The sequence below is a fragment of the Haliscomenobacter sp. genome (genome assembly GCF_041740695.1).
Classification (GTDB): domain Bacteria; phylum Bacteroidota; class Bacteroidia; order Chitinophagales; family Saprospiraceae; genus Haliscomenobacter.
Genome location: NZ_JBGSLK010000041.1, coordinates 19,958 through 35,601, shown reverse-complemented (window position 1 = coordinate 35,601; position 15,644 = coordinate 19,958). Strand labels below are relative to the sequence as shown.

Genomic DNA, 15,644 nt, shown 5'->3' with positions numbered 1-15,644 from the left:
CCCCGACACTCGCCCGCTGCTGCACCGTACTTCGGCTTCGCTCAGCAACCGCATAAAAAGCATTGTTGATCAAATTCAACAACACCCGGCCAATGTCTTGGGGAATGACCGAAACCAGGGGCAGCGATTCATCAAAATGGGTCTCAATCGTCGCGTTGAAGCTGTTGTCCTTCGCCCGCAATCCATGATACGCCAGGCGCAGATATTCATCAGCCAGCGCATTGATATCGGTGGGTTCTTTCACCCCCGTACTTGCCCGCGAGTGTTCTAGCATCCCCTTGACGATGGCGGAGGCTCGTTTGCCGTGGTGGTTGATTTTTTCCAGATTTGTTTTTAAATCAGTAGCAATGGCAATAGCCTCGGTAGTATCTCCTTTTTCCAGTTCTTCGTGCATCTCGTCCAGCATTTCAGCGCTGACTTCGGCGAAGTTGTTGACGAAGTTTAATGGGTTTTGAATTTCATGGGCGATGCCAGCGGTGAGTTCGCCGAGGGAGGCGAGTTTTTCGGATTGGATGAGTTGGGATTGGGTAGCACGGAGGGTCTCCAGAGAATTTTGCAATTGAATTTTTTGACTGCTGATTTCTTCTTTTTGAGCTTGCAACAAGGCGTTGGCTTTTTGTTTTTGTTGGTTGTTGCGGTACAGGATGAAGGCCAGTAAAAGTACACCCGCCAAGATTGCCAGCAGGCTGTAAATTTTGACCCTGGTTTGATAAGCGACCCGTTTTGTTTCGATTTCCTGTAGAATTTTTTGTTGTCTTTGTTCTTCTTTAAAGGTCAGATTTTGCACTTCGCGCACTTTTTCGGCACCGGATACACTGTCGCGGGCGGCTATTGATCGGTCGTTGTAGTACAGCGCTTTGGCATAATTGCCCTGCTTTTCGTAGGTTTTGCGCAGCAAATTGGCTGCCACTTGCATCACCTCAAAGCCCCGAATTTTGCTGGCACCAAGATAGGCCCCCGTCGCGTGATGGATGGCGGAATCCGGGCGATTGACCCGGGCATAATATTTGGCCAAGCTTAATTTACTTTCGTTGATCGCGCTAGGAAAATCGGCGCGGATGCCTTCACGCAAACCTGTGCGGAAATACTGCAAGGCCTCCTGGGTTTGATTGGATTGCAGGTGGAGTTTGCCCAACAAATTACATATCTGACAGTAAAAGTAAGGAAACCAGCCTTCGAGGGGCGTTTCCTGGATGCGGCGCTGGGCCATCCGTGCGTAGTACATTGCAGAATCCCGCTGGCCCAGTTTCTCGAAGAGCTGCCCCAGGCGCATGGGTCCAGCCGGGTAGCCTCTGTCGTCTAAGAATAACTTCTTTTTCAAGCGGGCTTCGTATTCCTGGTATGATTGACGGGCGTAATCGAGTGCGCGCTGAAGGTCACCCTGCGCTTCGTAATTATTGGCCAAAAATGCCAGGGCCATACTGGCGTCTTCCTTTTTTTTCTCGACATAGCGCAGGGCCTCCTGGAGTAGGTGAATGGACTTTACTGGTTCCCCGGTCATACCGTAACTGTACCCAAGCGTGAGCAGGCCACCCAACAATCGATCTTCGTCCCCAATTGCTCTGGAAATGCGTAATGCCGCTCTAAAATCTGCTTGAGATTGTTTAGCGTCGACAAACTGGTTGGCCAACCCCCTTTGAAAGAGTAAGTCCCACCGCGCGGTATCCGTTTTGGCTTGCTTCAGTTCACGGGTCAAACTGTCGAAGTGTGCTGGTTGAAGGCTGTATTGCGCCAGCAAAGCAATTTGGAACAAACATAGAAAAACTCCTAAGTTCAGCTTTTTCATATCAGAGTTTCAAGGTGCAGGATAAAAAATAAGCCCTCGGCTGAATGCTACCAGTGTAATATACAACATCCGGGTTGGCCGCCCTTTTTTCGGGTGAAAAATTCTCGGTATCAAAGGTTTCAAAGGGCAATCCACTGGTCGTAGGGCCATTCCAATTCATCAACCCGAAGGTATTGAACAGGTTATTGATGCTGGCCTGAAGTTGGACTTTGGGCGAGAGGGCATAACCCAGGTTGAGGTCGAACTGGCTAAAGGCAGGCAAGTAAAAGGTTTCGCTGCTGTTGGCGGCGCGGCGAGCAAGGTAGTACCAGTTGCAGTTGACATAAAGTTTGCCAGCGGTATACGTTGGAGTGAGGTTCACAATCAGGGGCGGAGCCGCACTACTGATCTTTTTGTTTGAACGGTCGATCAGGGTGTCATCAGCGGGGCCATTCTGGCGTGTGTCATAAAACCGGTACCGATCGGCGGTAAACTGCTGGGTCATGGCGCTAGCCCGGATGCTCCAGTGCGCATTGAAGGTGTAATTGCCCTCCAACTCCAGGCCAATGGCGTGGGTTTTGTTGTACAGCTTAGTGGTAGCGTAAAAGGTGGCCAATTGTCCCACATTTTGCCCGCGTCCAATCTGTGGGATTCGATCCAGCGCGCTGTAGAACGGCGTGATAAAAAGGTGGTTGCGCCCACTGGAGATTTTTACCCCCAATTCCATCTGGATGGTGCGCTGGGCTTCGATTTGGAAAATGTCGCTGTTGTCATAAAAAACATTGTAATCGGGCGTTTTGCTGCCTTGAGAATAGCGGGCATAAAAAGCCAAACTGGGGTTTAGGTTATAATTTAGGCCGGCTGAAAAAGCGAAAGTATTCAAAGGGCTGGAGTAGTTAAGGGTTTTTCCCAGCGGATAGGTATAGTTGTCATAGATCGTGGTCGAATCGCCGTCCACACCCCCTTTGCTGCGTACCAAATCAGCGCTGCGCACATTGGAACCCTCCACATAAAAATGCTCATAGCGAAAGCCCCAGTCCAGGTTGAGTTTGGAGGAGATATCCCAGTTGTGGCCAAAGAAAAGCGCCGTTTGCCGGACTTTGGATTTATTGAAAAATACCCCCCCATTGCCATAGCTGGCCAGTCCTTGTGCATCGGTTACCTGATAGACAGGTGCATTGGGCACATCGGACGGCATATATTCTATACCCACAAACTGTGGCTGGTCTTCGATGGTGCCAAAGCCCTGTGCGGCAGGCGGGAGGATGTAATTTTGAAGTTGAGTGTTTGAATGAAAAACCCCAGCGGTAAAACCCATGTGCTCCAACTGTTTTTTGAGGGTGAACTGATTCATAAAATCCCGTAGGTAGCCGTCTTCAATGCCGGCGGGGTTGTAAAAAACCGAGTTGGGCTGCACTTCAGAGCCAGGCAGGTTCAGGTCTGATGTGAACTTGAAAGGGAAAGAAGGATTGCTGAAATCCAATTCTTGTTTGACAGTGCCGTAGGATGCTTTGGTTTTGGTGTTGTAAAATCTATAGGTGCCAAATTTGCCAAGAAGGTCGAAAATGGCGTAAAAATAGAACTTGTCGAGGGCGAAGGGAAAAACGATCAATGGCGCGTTGGAAAGCAATGATTTATCAGAATAACGCAGGTTGTTTTGCAGTTTCCAGCCCTTGCCAAAGCGGTGTTCCCAATTTAGTCCAGGCGCAATTTCGCGGTAGTGATTCAGGTTGCGGGTGTCGTATTCTACACTACGCAAACCCAGCACTGAAGCTGGGTAGCTGAATTTCAACAGGGGGTTGAGTGTTGAAGAACTGTTGGTAAAATTGCCCGCCGAGCGCGGATTTTCAAAATCGACTGTGGGCGTCAATTCAAACTGCACGGTGCGGTCGTCCAGGTATTTTAAATTGAACTGGATTTGGCCGTTTTTGTACTTTTTGAGCAAATTGCCCTTGAGTTGTCCGCCCCGACTGAGCGGATAACCAGGATATTTGGCGCCGTTGGCATGGCGGTAATGCCCACCGATATAATAGGTCAAGGAGGGGTTGTTTTTGCTCAAAGGCCCACCAAAACCAGCTTCCAGTCGGTAATAAGGGTTGCGGCCATTGCCTTCCAGACCCACCCGGCTGCGCACTTCGCCCACAAAACTGGAACCGCCTGTTTTGGTGATGTAGTTAAAAATCCCTCCTGGCGCATTGACGCCGAGAATAGAAGCCGTGCCGCCTCGTACGGCTTCCAGGCGACCGAGGCTAATGTCGGCACGCAAAAAACCATCGGGATTGAATTGCCCTTGCGCGGGCACGATGGGGAGCCCATCTTCCTGCATAGAGACATAGTAATAATTGCCCCCCAGAATCATGCCGCGTACCGCTATGCCGTTGAAGATTTCGCCACGAGAAGTATTGGTGAATACGCCAGGTACCTGGCGCAGGAGTTCGGTTGCGCTGTTGGGCACCATGCGGTCCAGTACGCGGGTATCGAGGGTGGTGATGGCGATGGAGGATTCAATCCGCTTGCGGCTGTCGAATACGCCGGTGACAATGATTTCGTCCAATAGTTGTACTACTTCCTCCAGAACGATGATGAGCTCTTCGGCAGGTGTATGGTTGGCATGCAGGTAGATTTCTTTTGGGGTATAACCGATGGAGCTTACAACCAGGGTGAGCGTTTTTTTGCCCCCCATAGAGATTACAAAAGCACCATTTCCATCACTGGATGTTCCAATCTCAGTGTCTTTTACCCGTATGGACGCCCCCGCAATGGGAGCATTTTTGCTGTCCTTTACCCTTCCTTCTAAAGATGTATTTTGAGCAAAAGCAACAGACAGACTGATGCCGTGCAAAATGCAAATGAATAGGTATTTCACGTTCTTTTTCATGATGAAAAGGGTTATGGAATGAACCCAGAAACAGCGTTCCTGAGATACCAATATGAAGCATAAAACTGGGGTCAGTTTCAATAATAATGTATGAAATGCTATGGCTTATTCCATGTATGGAATTAATTCTTCCTCAATCCCTTGATCACCACATACCCCGTCCCATTGGGATCACAAGGATATAAGAACTCCTTTTGCCATTTTTTTGGACTGTTGATGGAAGGGTGGGTGCTTTTGGTTCTTCCTTTCAAAGATGGAGCAAACCAGAACAAGACCCAAGAGCTGTTTTCCGAATGGATGGAAATAGCTTCCGAATGGGGAAGAATAGACTCCGAAAGAAATGTTAGGAGGAGTGATGCCAGGTGGGGCATCCCCGTCAGGATGTGCTGAAAAGGATACTGAGCAATAGCAAAGCCAAAGGTCCGCAGACCTTCGGCTTTGCCTTTGATTGAGTTTAAACCATGTAAAACTCCCAGGAAATGCGGTCTGGATCTTTGAATGCTACATAATTTTTACCTAAGGTTTCGTCAAATTTCACTCCAGTATTTTCAATTCCAGCATCGGCAAGTCCTTGTGCTACACGTTGTAATTCGGCTTCGTCGGTACAACCAAGGGCGAGGTGGTCAATTCCTACGTTAAAGGGACTAAAAACCATTTCGCCGGGTTGCTCAGCAGGCCCGCGCACACCGATAAAGGTGCCCCCGGCAACAAAAATGAACAAATTGGGCACTTCCAGGGCAATGGGGAAACCCAAGGTGCCACCATAAAAAGCTTTGGAGCGTTCCAGATCGGTGCAACGCAGCGCGATGTGGTGGATTCCAGGTGTCTGGATGTTGATTGGCATGATGATAAAGTTTAGTTGTTGATTTTCGTAGGGTTGTGGTAAAATTTGTATTAAGATATCAAATTAAATCGGAAATGGAAGGCTGATGAAAAAGGTAGTACCTTCGTTAGGGGACGATTGAAAATCGATGGTGCCTTTATGCCCTTTGATCACAATGTCATAGGCCAAACTCAGCCCCAAACCATGCTAAATATTTTTCGATTTGTCCAGTAAGGTAGTAAGGTAAATTGAGCAAGTGATATGCTTTCCCACGATAATACATAGTTGTTGACTTCAAATAGCGACAGTAAATTTATTGATTTTTTGTAATAAAAAGGTAGTAAAATATGAGTCTTTTTGAAATAAATTGAGGGCTTTTATTAGACTGGAATTTTGATAGTGAAAATTGTGTTATGCTCCTCATGGCTTTCTACTTTCAATGTCCCCCAACCCTTTCACGACCATGTCATACGCCGAACTCAGCCCTCTGCCCCCGTCGGCTTGACGAGAAAGAAGGGTTGGAAAACCTTCTCGTGAATTTCTTCATAAATGCCTAACCGCTTACTTCAGCGCCGCCATCTGCACCACCTGCTTCTGCCCACAATACCCACAAGTAGTCGCCTCCGCATCATATACATGCTCCTCAAAAAATACGCTACGTTCCGGGCTCACCACCGGGCAACTCTTCAAATGTACGATACCATCCTGATTGGCTTCATGCTCATGGTTCAATAGGGGCGTTTTGTAAGCTCCACAGCTTTGGATGCCGGCGATCAAAACAAGGATGAACCAGTAATTGCGAGCGGTTTGAATGTACGTTTTCATGGTATAGCGATTAAAGTGATGTAAAAATGATTGTACCCTAAAAATAGCGCAAGGATCACTTCAATGCTATGATGAATCTCCGAATGGACGGTGAGACTTTCCGAGTGACAGGAATTCGACTCCGAACGAAATGTAAACATGAGTCATCCCGAATTTTTTCATAAACACTACAAAAGCTACATTTCTTTATCACAAAGGAAAAAAGAGGACTCAAAGGACACAAAGCGAAGCGTCGTCTACGTCTAACTTTGTGTCCTTTGTGCTTCTTGGTGGTTTCTTTGTGAAAATTATGTCGCTTTGGAATTATTTTGAAAATTCGGGATGATTCATGTTAGCGCATAAACTTAAGCCTGCAAACACTCAAACACCAGCCGATAAAAATCAGGGTGCGACTGCCAGGTTTGCCCAGTCACATACCGCCCATCTTGTACGGCTTCAGATTTGCCCACAAAAGTGCCGCCACAGGCTTCCACCTCAAAACGCACGTTCTCGTAGCAAGTCAGGGTTTTGCCTTTGACCAGGCCCGCTGCGGTCAAAATTTGAATGCCGTGGCAAATGGAAAAAATGTACTTCTCATCGCGGTCAAATTCCCGCACGATGTCAAGCACTTTGGCATCGTGGCGCAAAAACTCGGGTGCGCGGCCCCCCAGGAGCAGTACAGCCAGATAATCCTGGGTATTGACTTCGGAAAAAGCGATATCCGATTCTACCAGATAGCCAGGTTTTTCGATGTAAGTATCCCAACCCGGTTCAAAATCGTGGATGACCAAATTCATGCGTTTTTTGCTGGGTGCGGCAATGACGGACTGGTAACCCGCTTCCTCAAAGCGGTGTTTGGCATAAAGGCATTCGTAACTTTCGCCGGCATCACCGGTGATGATGAGAATTTTTGCTTTGGTGGACATAATGTCGTTGTTTGTTTATTGTCCCTTAAAGTTACTTCACTCGCTCATATTTTCGCAACAACTCCATTGCTTTTTTGTGCGGTAAAGCGTATACCTTATTACCATTGATGCCTTCCATCGTTTCGGCGGCAACCTCCTGCATTACCGAATCCAAGAATAGCTAAAAATTAATTTTTTTCCGTTCTGAATCGGACACTCATGTAACAATAACGGACAGTATTTTCAGGGCATGCGAATTTTACTTAATTGATTATCAGTATTTTGTTTTGTTGGTATTGTTTTTGAAAATCTAAACCCAGAAACATCCTCAAAAACGGAATGAACTATAGGGGCCTTCCAGGTACAACCACTAAGTAATAAAAAACAACATCATGCTGCTCAATTACCTCAAAATCGCTCGAAGGAACCTTCAAAGTAACAAGGGATATTCGCTTATCAACATTTTAGGCCTTTCTTTCGGAATGACCTGTACGATATTGATTTCACTTTGGATCTATGATGAAGTCACGTATGATACATTTCATGAAAATAAGCTTCAGATCTATAAAGTGTTTGCCAATAGAACGTTTAATAATCAAACGTTTACGGATCAGAACATGGTTCTTCCACTTGCGGATGCATTGGAAAAAAACAGCGCTTTGGTAAAAAATGCAGTGGTTACTACTCATCCACAAGATAGGGTGATGATTTATCAAGATACCAAAATCAAAAAAAACGGGTATCAAGTGAGCGAACACTTTTTTGATGTATTTTCCTGGAAAGCGCTCAATGGCAACCCAAAATTGGTTTTTAAAGACCCTAATTCTATTGTGTTGAGCCAATCCACAGCGGAAGCCATTTTTGGAAAATCCGATCCGATTGACAAAATCATCAGGCTTCCCGGTAACGATATTGATGTAAAAGTAGTAGCAATCATGGAAGATGTACCCTCAAATTCCACGATCAAGTTTGATTACATCCTGCCATTTAATTATTCAGATGAAGAAACCAAACGATTTATGGCCAATTGGTATGGATCCTCATGGCAGGTTTTCGTACAAACCAATACCAATACGAACATTAGCCAGCTTGAAAGCCAAATCAATCAAATCAAACACCAACGTTCGCCAGATGACAAAGCAATCAGTAAATATTTTGTTTTTCCTTTTTTAAAATTACACTTGTATGGCGAATTTAAAGATGGAAAGAATGTTGGAGGCTTGATAGAATACGTACGTTTGTTTGGCGTTATTGCTTTGTTTATTTTGCTGATTGCCTGCATCAACTTTATGAATTTATCAACAGCACGTTCCGAAAAACGAAGCAAAGAGGTCGGGATTCGCAAAGCTATTGGTTCCAACAAAATTCAATTGGCTCTTCAGTTTTACAGTGAGTCCTTTCTCATCGTGTTGATTGCCTTCGCTGTTTCCATTCTTTCAGTGCTGCTTTTATTGCCCCAATTCAATCAATTGGTTGAAAAAACGATCGTACTTGATGTTGCAAATCCATATTTTTGGTTGGCTACATTGGCAATTATTGTGCTTACAGGATTCGTTGCGGGCAGTTACCCATCTCTTTATCTTTCGTCCTTCAACCCCATCAAGGTGTTGAAAGGAACATTCAAAATGGGTAAAAACGCCACACTGCCCCGCAAAATATTGGTCGTAGGACAATTTACCGTTTCGGTAATGATGATTTCGGCTACCATCCTTGTTTATCTGCAAATCAGTCACATCAGAAACAGGGAGATGGGATACAACCAAGCGCAATTAATCATGGTAGAGTCGTCGAGCGATATTCAGAAAAACTATGAGGCTTTGAGGGCTGAATTGTTAAAAACCAATGCTGTAGAAAATGTCAATAGGAGTTTTTCGCCAATCACTGAAGTTTGGTGGAAAAGCCCGGTGCCTAATTGGAAAGGCAAGCCTGAAAATGCCGATTTTTTAGTGAATATGATGGCAGTAGATGTGGATTTTACCAAAACATTTGGCGTAAAAATGATTGAAGGCAAAGATTTTAGTGGTTTGCCCTCCGACTCCTCCGCGGTCATAATCAATCAAGCAGCCGTAAAAATATTGGGACTGAAAGACCCCATAGGCACCGTATTCCGTGAAGGAAACCAGGAAAGAATCGTAACTGGAGTGATGGCGGATTTGATCATGGATTCACCTTTCAAAGCCATTGATCCGCTATTCGTTTATTTTGATAAGGGAAACATCAATACCGTAAACATCAGGTTGACAGCGTCCATTCCAACTGACCAATCATTGGCAGCAATAGAGCGCATTTTTAAAAAGTACAATCCCGAATACCCCTTTGAATTTCAATTTGTCAGTGAAGAATATGCCAAAAAATATGGCGATGAGCAGCGAATCGGCAAACTGGCTTTGATTTTTGCCATTCTCGCTATTTTTATTTCTGGTTTGGGTTTGTTTGGTTTGGCCAGTTTTGTTGCTGAGCAGCGTACCAAAGAAATAGGTATTCGGAAAGTTTTAGGTGCATCAGTCTTGAATCTTTGGCAAGTTTTATCAAAAGACTTTGTGGTTTTGGTCCTGATCGCTTCAGTGCTGGCCGTCCCTATTTCCTATTATTTCTTAAACAACTGGCTCGAAAAATACGATTACCGAACGGATATTTCCTGGTGGGTATTCGCAATTGCTGCTGTTGGCGCATTGCTGATTACCATACTCACCGTGAGTTATCAAGCCATCAAAGCAGCGTTGATGAACCCAGTGAAAAGTTTAAAAATGGAGTAAACGAAATCACCCTCCCGCAATTGCGAAGCGAGAAATTATGGGTGAAAAAATAAAACTTTTGTAACCGAATCATTTGAGTGCATGACAAAATCGGGGCAATATAAAAAATGACAGTTGGCGCCGGATTGTAGAGATGCCGGGCCGCGCGTCTTATACTGTGCGTTACTCCAATTTTGTCATGCACTCGAACTACTGCTTCAAAAACGAAATCAGCCCCGGAAAATAATGCTCCTGATCATCCCACATACTCATGTGCCCGCCATTGGGGCAGAGCACAAACTGCCCCTTGGGAAACTGCGTCGACATCCACTTCATGTACTCCGGGTCCATCGTATCGTGGCTGGCCCCGATGACCAGGGTAGGGGTTTTGATCTTGGGCAATTCTGCACTCACATCCCATTTTTCCAGTTTACCCGAAATGCCAAACTCGCTGGGGCCTTGCATCGACACATAAATCGTGGAATTGATCTTGGCAAAAGTCCGGTTCACCGCATCCGGCCACTCTGCCGAAGGCATGCGTATAATGTGCTGCTCGTAAAAATTGGGGATCAGCAATTCCATGTAACGCGGGTTGGTGTACTGGCCCTTGGCTTCCAGGTCTTCTACCTCTTTTAGCACTTTTGGATCCAGCTGTTTGGACAATACATTGTCCGCATACGCGCCGTATTTGGGGCAACTGGCCATCATGTTGCTCACGATCAATCCCTTGAGGTTTTGCTGGTACTTCAGGGCGTACTGCATGGCCAAAATGCCGCCCCAGGAATGCCCCAGTAGGTAGAAGTTGTCCTTGTTCAAGCCCAGGGCCTGGCGTACTTGTTCTACCTCCTCCACAAAGCGCGGGAGGTTCCACAAACTGGTGTCCGTTGGTTGATCCGAATAAGCAGAGCCAAGCTGATCGTAATAGATGAATTCAATGCCTTCCTGCGGCATAAAACTTTCAAAGGACTCAAAATACTCGTGGGTACAAGCCGGGCCACCGTGGAGGAGCAGGACTTTGATCTTGGGGTTGTTGCCAAAACGTTTGGTCCAAACTTTGAATTCCCCCTTGGGTGTTTTGATGGGAATGAGGCGAACGCCGCCGGATTTGGGGTTGGGGTCGGTAGTGCTGGAGAAATAGTCTTCCAGGTGAACGTGGTCGGCGGGTGGCGCAGATTGCGGTTGGCAAGCGCTTAATGCTACGATGAGGAGCAGAAAAGCCAGCGAAGAAATGGGTTGGAGGGCAAATGATTTGAACATGATGTTGAACAATTGATGAAGAAACAAGATAGTGACTCTTTTATAAAAAAGCATTCACTGCACTGGATCAGGTTGAACTCAGCTCTTCAGCTCCAATTTCTCTAATTTCTTCCGCGTACCCTCTATTTCATGAATCTCCAAAGCTTTTTTAAACGGTTTAACAGTTTTGTTTTTCCCCCTTTTCCCAAAAACACCTCATAACAGTGAGCTTATTTTTTCATAACCTGATCCAACCAACGTTTGGCAGCTTCAATAACCGGGTCGTTTTGGCCATCTTCAACTCCAGCCAAAATTTGTTCATCCGGAATGATTTTGGCACCATAAAGTGTTCGCTCCCGATCGGCGTAAATGGACACGGTCAACAAAATCATCGCACCGTCTCGTAAAGGGTAATCCTGATTGGCAGTGGAAAGCCCGGCAGTAGGTTCGCCAAAACTTCGCGTATTGGGGCGTTTGCGGAAGGCTACGGTGACCACCTCTCCAGAGCTGGCGGTATTTGGGCCAGTTAGCACGGCTACTGGAGGGAATTTTTGTTGAAATTTATAAGGTTTGCGGGTGATTTTTGTAGTGGTACTTTTTCCTTCACCTGATTTACCTTTTCGATAAAACCAACCTTCCGGACTGGCTTTTTGAGATGGGTCCAGGAAAAAACCACAAACGCCTTCACCTAATAAAGGTCCAATCCCGGCCAACATAGGCCAACAGTTACCGCCCTGGTTTTGCCGTAAATCCAAAATCCAGCCTTCGGGTTTGGAACGATCCAGGTTTTCCAAAAGATTTTGTAATTGATCCGCAAAATAGGTGGTTCGGGCCTCGTCGCCCACCCCAACACTTGGCATTTGTAAGTAACCATATTTTCCATCCAGGATTTTTCCGCTGGTAAGGGGCAAATCCTGGACGGCATCGGGTTCCGGGGCCGACCAGGATTTGCTCATGGAAGCGGGCATGAGAAAACTGTGATGGTCTCCTAAGGCATTCAGCACATAAGTGATGATTGGGTAACATGCCCCGTAATTGTTGGCACCAGAAGCCATCAAAAAAGCCCGATCAATTACTTTGGGCCAGGCCACCGAATCTCGGCGGAGGGCATTTTTTTGGATAATATCGATTGCTGCGGTTAAATAGGAGTGTAAGGTATCAGGCAATGGCCCTTGATTCAATGGAATTTCGCTGAGTGAAAAATCATCAAACCAAGCCGTGCCTTTGCCTACGATAAGTCCACCAATTTGTAACTTGGTAGCCGTTTCATCTACAAAAAAATCATTGCTTATTTCAATCCAGTCAGCGGTTCCATTCAAGGCCCGATCGCCCATGTTGTTGAAAAACAGACTTTTGTCACCAGCAAGAACTCTTACCCAAATCCCTGCAAATTGCTCAATGGAATCTCTTTTCAAAAAGCCAGTTACACTGAATTTGCGCAAGCTGCTGCTGGGTGGTAAGGCAACCATTTGATAAAAAGATACAAATTGCTCTCCTTCAGGCGTTTGAAGCTGAATGGATGACCGGCCTGCATGTCGGATATTTTCATCATGGGCCGTTTTGAGTACCATCTTGGATTGCCAGTTTTGCAAACCAGTACCTGTGGTGGGATCAGTGGCTTCAAAATCCGCATTGAGGATGGATTGCCCAAAAATTGGGCTGAGCAATACCGAAAAAAGGTAAATGAATAGGAATGATTTCATCGTGAAAGGTTTAGAGGTATTTTACTTTAGACGAAATGAAGGTAAATTAAGTTTTTTAGCTGAAAAACTAAACTAACCTTAAACTTTAAACAAGCACTAAATCACCTTCAAGCGCAATGCCAAAACTTCCTGAAAACCCCGGCTCACCGGCAAGGTATGTTTGCCGACGCTGACATAATTATAGTTGTCGATCACCGCATCGATTTTGGTCACATTGACGATATGCGAGCGGTGGATGCGCATAAAATCGCCCGATTGTAATTTTTCCTCAAAAGTGCCAAGGGGCAAGGCCATCAGGTATTCGGTATTGGCAGTATGGATTTTGCAATAACTGCGATCCGCTTCGGCAAAAAGAATCTCTTCCAACATTATTTTTACCATCCTATCCTTGTAGCGCACAAAGATGCGGTCGGAGAGGATACTTTCTTCTTTTTGAACAACCTCCACTGACGCAGCAGGAGCGGTTTGGCTTTTTTCCTCCGCTACTTTTTGCAGTACCAATTCGACGGTACGACTCAGGTCGGCCTGCCGGAATGGTTTGGACATAAAGGCGTAAGGCTGAGCGGCTTTGGCCTGGTTGTAGGTGTCGTCGTCCGCATTGGCGGTGAGGAAAATCAGGGGGATTTGATGGGTTTCGCGGATGCTGAGGGCGGTTTCTATACCATTCATCTTGCCCTTCAAAGCGACGTCCATCAGCACCAGATCGGGCCGGGTAGCTTCAATACTTTTGAGGGCATCTTCCCCACGCGGGATGATCCCCGTGACATCATAGCCAAGGTTTTCGAGCATCATGGAGATGTCGGCAGCGATGATGATCTCGTCTTCTACGATGAGGATTTTGGCGTTTTCCATGTACAAAAGAATCTACTGGGCTTGAACTTTTGCTTAAAGATAAGCTGGATTAGGCAAAGCGGATGTACAATTTTACAACCAGATTGCCTAATGTTGCACAACCAAAGGTACAGTTTCCAGCCGATCTGCCGTACTCAGCACCAGGGTATAAATGCCATTTGGCAAGTCATGACCGGGCATTTGCCAGCGCATTTTTTGCTGCTGAATTACCTCTACCTGGCTGGTTTTGAGTACACGCCTCAATGCATCGTGTAATTCGATGCGGAGCTTTCCGGAAATGAGCGGAACAAAACTAAGTTGGATCTCCTCGTCGACTGGATTGGGGATTACCTGGAGTTGAGCAGTCGGTGGTTGTACTTCGCGCACAGGCACCGTGGCCCTTGGTGGAGCTTTGAAGCGTACACTAGTAATCTGGTTCTGAGCAGTATTGAAATTGAGCTGGGCAATGATTTCTTTAGTCGTATTACTGAAGAAATTATGGCTGATCAGAGTATCCACGCCCAGCACGGAGGCAAAAGAGGCGTTCTGGTTCACAATCAAATCTGTTGCATCCAGCCAGCCCAGAAAAGTATGAACGTCGATCCTGGTAGAGATGTATTCGGTGCGTTTTTCCCGCAAAACGCTGTACTGGGCAAACGGCAACTTCAAGGTACCATAAGCATCTACCACATCGTTGCGTGAAAAAGTCAAACGAACGCGGATAGAGTCAATAAGCGTTGCGCTGACGGGAAGATTATTTTTGATAACCTCAGGCAGGTCGCTCACTGCAAACCCTTGAATTATAGAAGAGTTGGCAACGTTGATGTCAAAAAAATTCATCGCAGCACGGCGTTCTATATAGGCGGGAAGCAATTTAAATCGGGCATTCAAACCCAACCCAAAGGGGTCCGCACCAGCATAGCCCATGTTCTCAAAGCGACTATTGGTTACGTTGTAGTAGGTTTCCCTGATCGCATCTACCACAACCAGTTCAGCACCAGGGTATGAGCTGGCATTTTTACCGACACTAGCGGGTTTAAACACCTGGCTGAATGTAGACCGGGCCAGCAATTTGCTCAAGTCCCAGGTTTGGGGCCCTCCTGGTGGTGTGAAAAGGCTTTGAACATCCAGGACTGGCCGATCATCAATGGCGTAACGCAAGGTATCGTTTGCAGCAGGGAAAGTGGTGGCGGTGACGCTGATTTGGGCCAAACCAAGCTGGGCAATGGCCAGGAATAAAAGGGTAGTGAATAGCTGTCTCATAGTGTGGGAGGTTGTTGCATAAATAGTTTAGTTCACGTTAATTGGATTTAACGGTAACCAACAGCTCGCTTTCAAAAACAGCCGCTGGGGAAATGACCGTTTCATTGAGCGGCACCCGGTCTCCGTAGCGTTCTTTCATTTTCTTTTTTACTGCTTCGGCACTCAAATCAAAATTACTCAGTTTGTCAAGTTTGCCAATCTCAAGGCCGGTTCCCCGTTGGTACACCTTCCAGATCAGTTCAGAACAATAGATTTTGTCGTCAGACCACTCAAAAGTCAGGTCGTAATTTTTTCCTTTGAATCCATCACCCACTTGTTTCATTTTCCGCAGGGCGCTTGGGGTTAATACCTGAGCGGCATTCTTAAGGCGTTTCACCACATATTTGCCTGCTTTTCCGCGAGCGATCCATTGCTCAAGCGGCGTATTTTTGACAGGTTGAATGGCTTCAAAAACATAATACTTTTCGCCTTCTTGATAAATGATGCCACAATGTGAATATTGGGATTTCGTGGCCAATTGAATGGCCTGGCTCTGACTGGATTGAGAGGTTTGAAAAATGAGGTCGCCGTTTTTGAGGGGCGCATTTTTATGTAAAATTGAAGTTATGTCGCTGTTTTTTTCAGGGTACAGGCCACAGAAGATGGTCAATGCCATAAAAGAGAACAGCAGTACAGGGTTTTGCATGTTTGTTGCGGTTTTA

Annotated in this window: 12 protein-coding genes; 1 reads left to right on the top strand and 11 read right to left on the bottom strand. The window is 46.1% G+C overall.

All coding sequences use genetic code 11. From position 1 onward, the window contains the following. From ACEW9O_RS08740 to ACEW9O_RS08715, 6 genes are all read right to left on the bottom strand, one after another. Positions 1 to 1,786 (bottom strand): histidine kinase dimerization/phospho-acceptor domain-containing protein (locus ACEW9O_RS08740; protein ID WP_373549766.1); only part of this gene is annotated, 1,786 nt, incomplete at its 3' end. A 1-nt stretch (position 1,787) separates the two neighbouring features. Continuing rightward, complete coding sequence (locus ACEW9O_RS08735) at positions 1,788 to 4,643, bottom strand: TonB-dependent receptor (protein ID WP_373549765.1); 2,856 nt, start codon at positions 4,641 to 4,643, stop codon at positions 1,788 to 1,790. Between the two features lie 454 nt (positions 4,644 to 5,097). After that, positions 5,098 to 5,487, bottom strand: a complete 390-nt coding sequence (locus tag ACEW9O_RS08730) for a VOC family protein (RefSeq protein WP_373549764.1) — start codon at positions 5,485 to 5,487, stop codon at positions 5,098 to 5,100. Between the two features lie 63 nt (positions 5,488 to 5,550). After that, a complete protein-coding gene (locus tag ACEW9O_RS08725) occupies positions 5,551 to 5,640 on the bottom strand; it encodes a hypothetical protein (protein WP_373549768.1) in 90 nt (29 codons plus the stop codon). Positions 5,641 to 6,027: 387 nt separating this feature from the next. Next, positions 6,028 to 6,291, bottom strand: a complete 264-nt coding sequence (locus ACEW9O_RS08720; RefSeq protein ID WP_373549763.1) for a hypothetical protein — start codon at positions 6,289 to 6,291, stop codon at positions 6,028 to 6,030. Between the two features lie 344 nt (positions 6,292 to 6,635). Further along, positions 6,636 to 7,196, bottom strand: coding sequence for a DJ-1/PfpI family protein (locus tag ACEW9O_RS08715; protein WP_373549762.1), 561 nt, complete (start codon positions 7,194 to 7,196; stop codon positions 6,636 to 6,638). 371 nt (positions 7,197 to 7,567) lie between these two features. Here ACEW9O_RS08715 and ACEW9O_RS08710 point away from each other — a divergent pair, with 371 nt between their 5' ends. Then, complete coding sequence (locus ACEW9O_RS08710) at positions 7,568 to 9,931, top strand: ABC transporter permease (RefSeq protein ID WP_373549761.1); 2,364 nt, start codon at positions 7,568 to 7,570, stop codon at positions 9,929 to 9,931. A gap of 189 nt (positions 9,932 to 10,120) precedes the next feature. Here the strand turns inward: ACEW9O_RS08710 and ACEW9O_RS08705 are convergent, their stop codons facing one another. From ACEW9O_RS08705 to ACEW9O_RS08685, 5 genes are all read right to left on the bottom strand, one after another. Beyond that, on the bottom strand, positions 10,121 to 11,167 hold the full coding sequence (locus ACEW9O_RS08705; protein WP_373549760.1) for a proline iminopeptidase-family hydrolase: 1,047 nt from the start codon (positions 11,165 to 11,167) through the stop codon (positions 10,121 to 10,123). Between the two features lie 209 nt (positions 11,168 to 11,376). After that, entirely contained in the window at positions 11,377 to 12,849 is a 1,473-nt protein-coding gene (locus ACEW9O_RS08700) for a S41 family peptidase (protein ID WP_373549759.1), read from the bottom strand. Positions 12,850 to 12,945: 96 nt separating this feature from the next. Continuing rightward, positions 12,946 to 13,701: a LytR/AlgR family response regulator transcription factor gene (locus tag ACEW9O_RS08695; RefSeq protein WP_373549758.1), complete on the bottom strand. Its 756-nt coding sequence runs from the start codon at positions 13,699 to 13,701 to the stop codon at positions 12,946 to 12,948. A gap of 87 nt (positions 13,702 to 13,788) precedes the next feature. After that, positions 13,789 to 14,943 (bottom strand): hypothetical protein, encoded by a 1,155-nt coding sequence (locus ACEW9O_RS08690; RefSeq protein WP_373549757.1) that lies wholly within the window; start codon positions 14,941 to 14,943, stop codon positions 13,789 to 13,791. Positions 14,944 to 14,980: 37 nt separating this feature from the next. Beyond that, positions 14,981 to 15,628, bottom strand: a complete 648-nt coding sequence (locus tag ACEW9O_RS08685) for a YiiX family permuted papain-like enzyme (RefSeq protein WP_373549756.1) — start codon at positions 15,626 to 15,628, stop codon at positions 14,981 to 14,983. Positions 15,629 to 15,644: the final 16 nt, after the last annotated feature.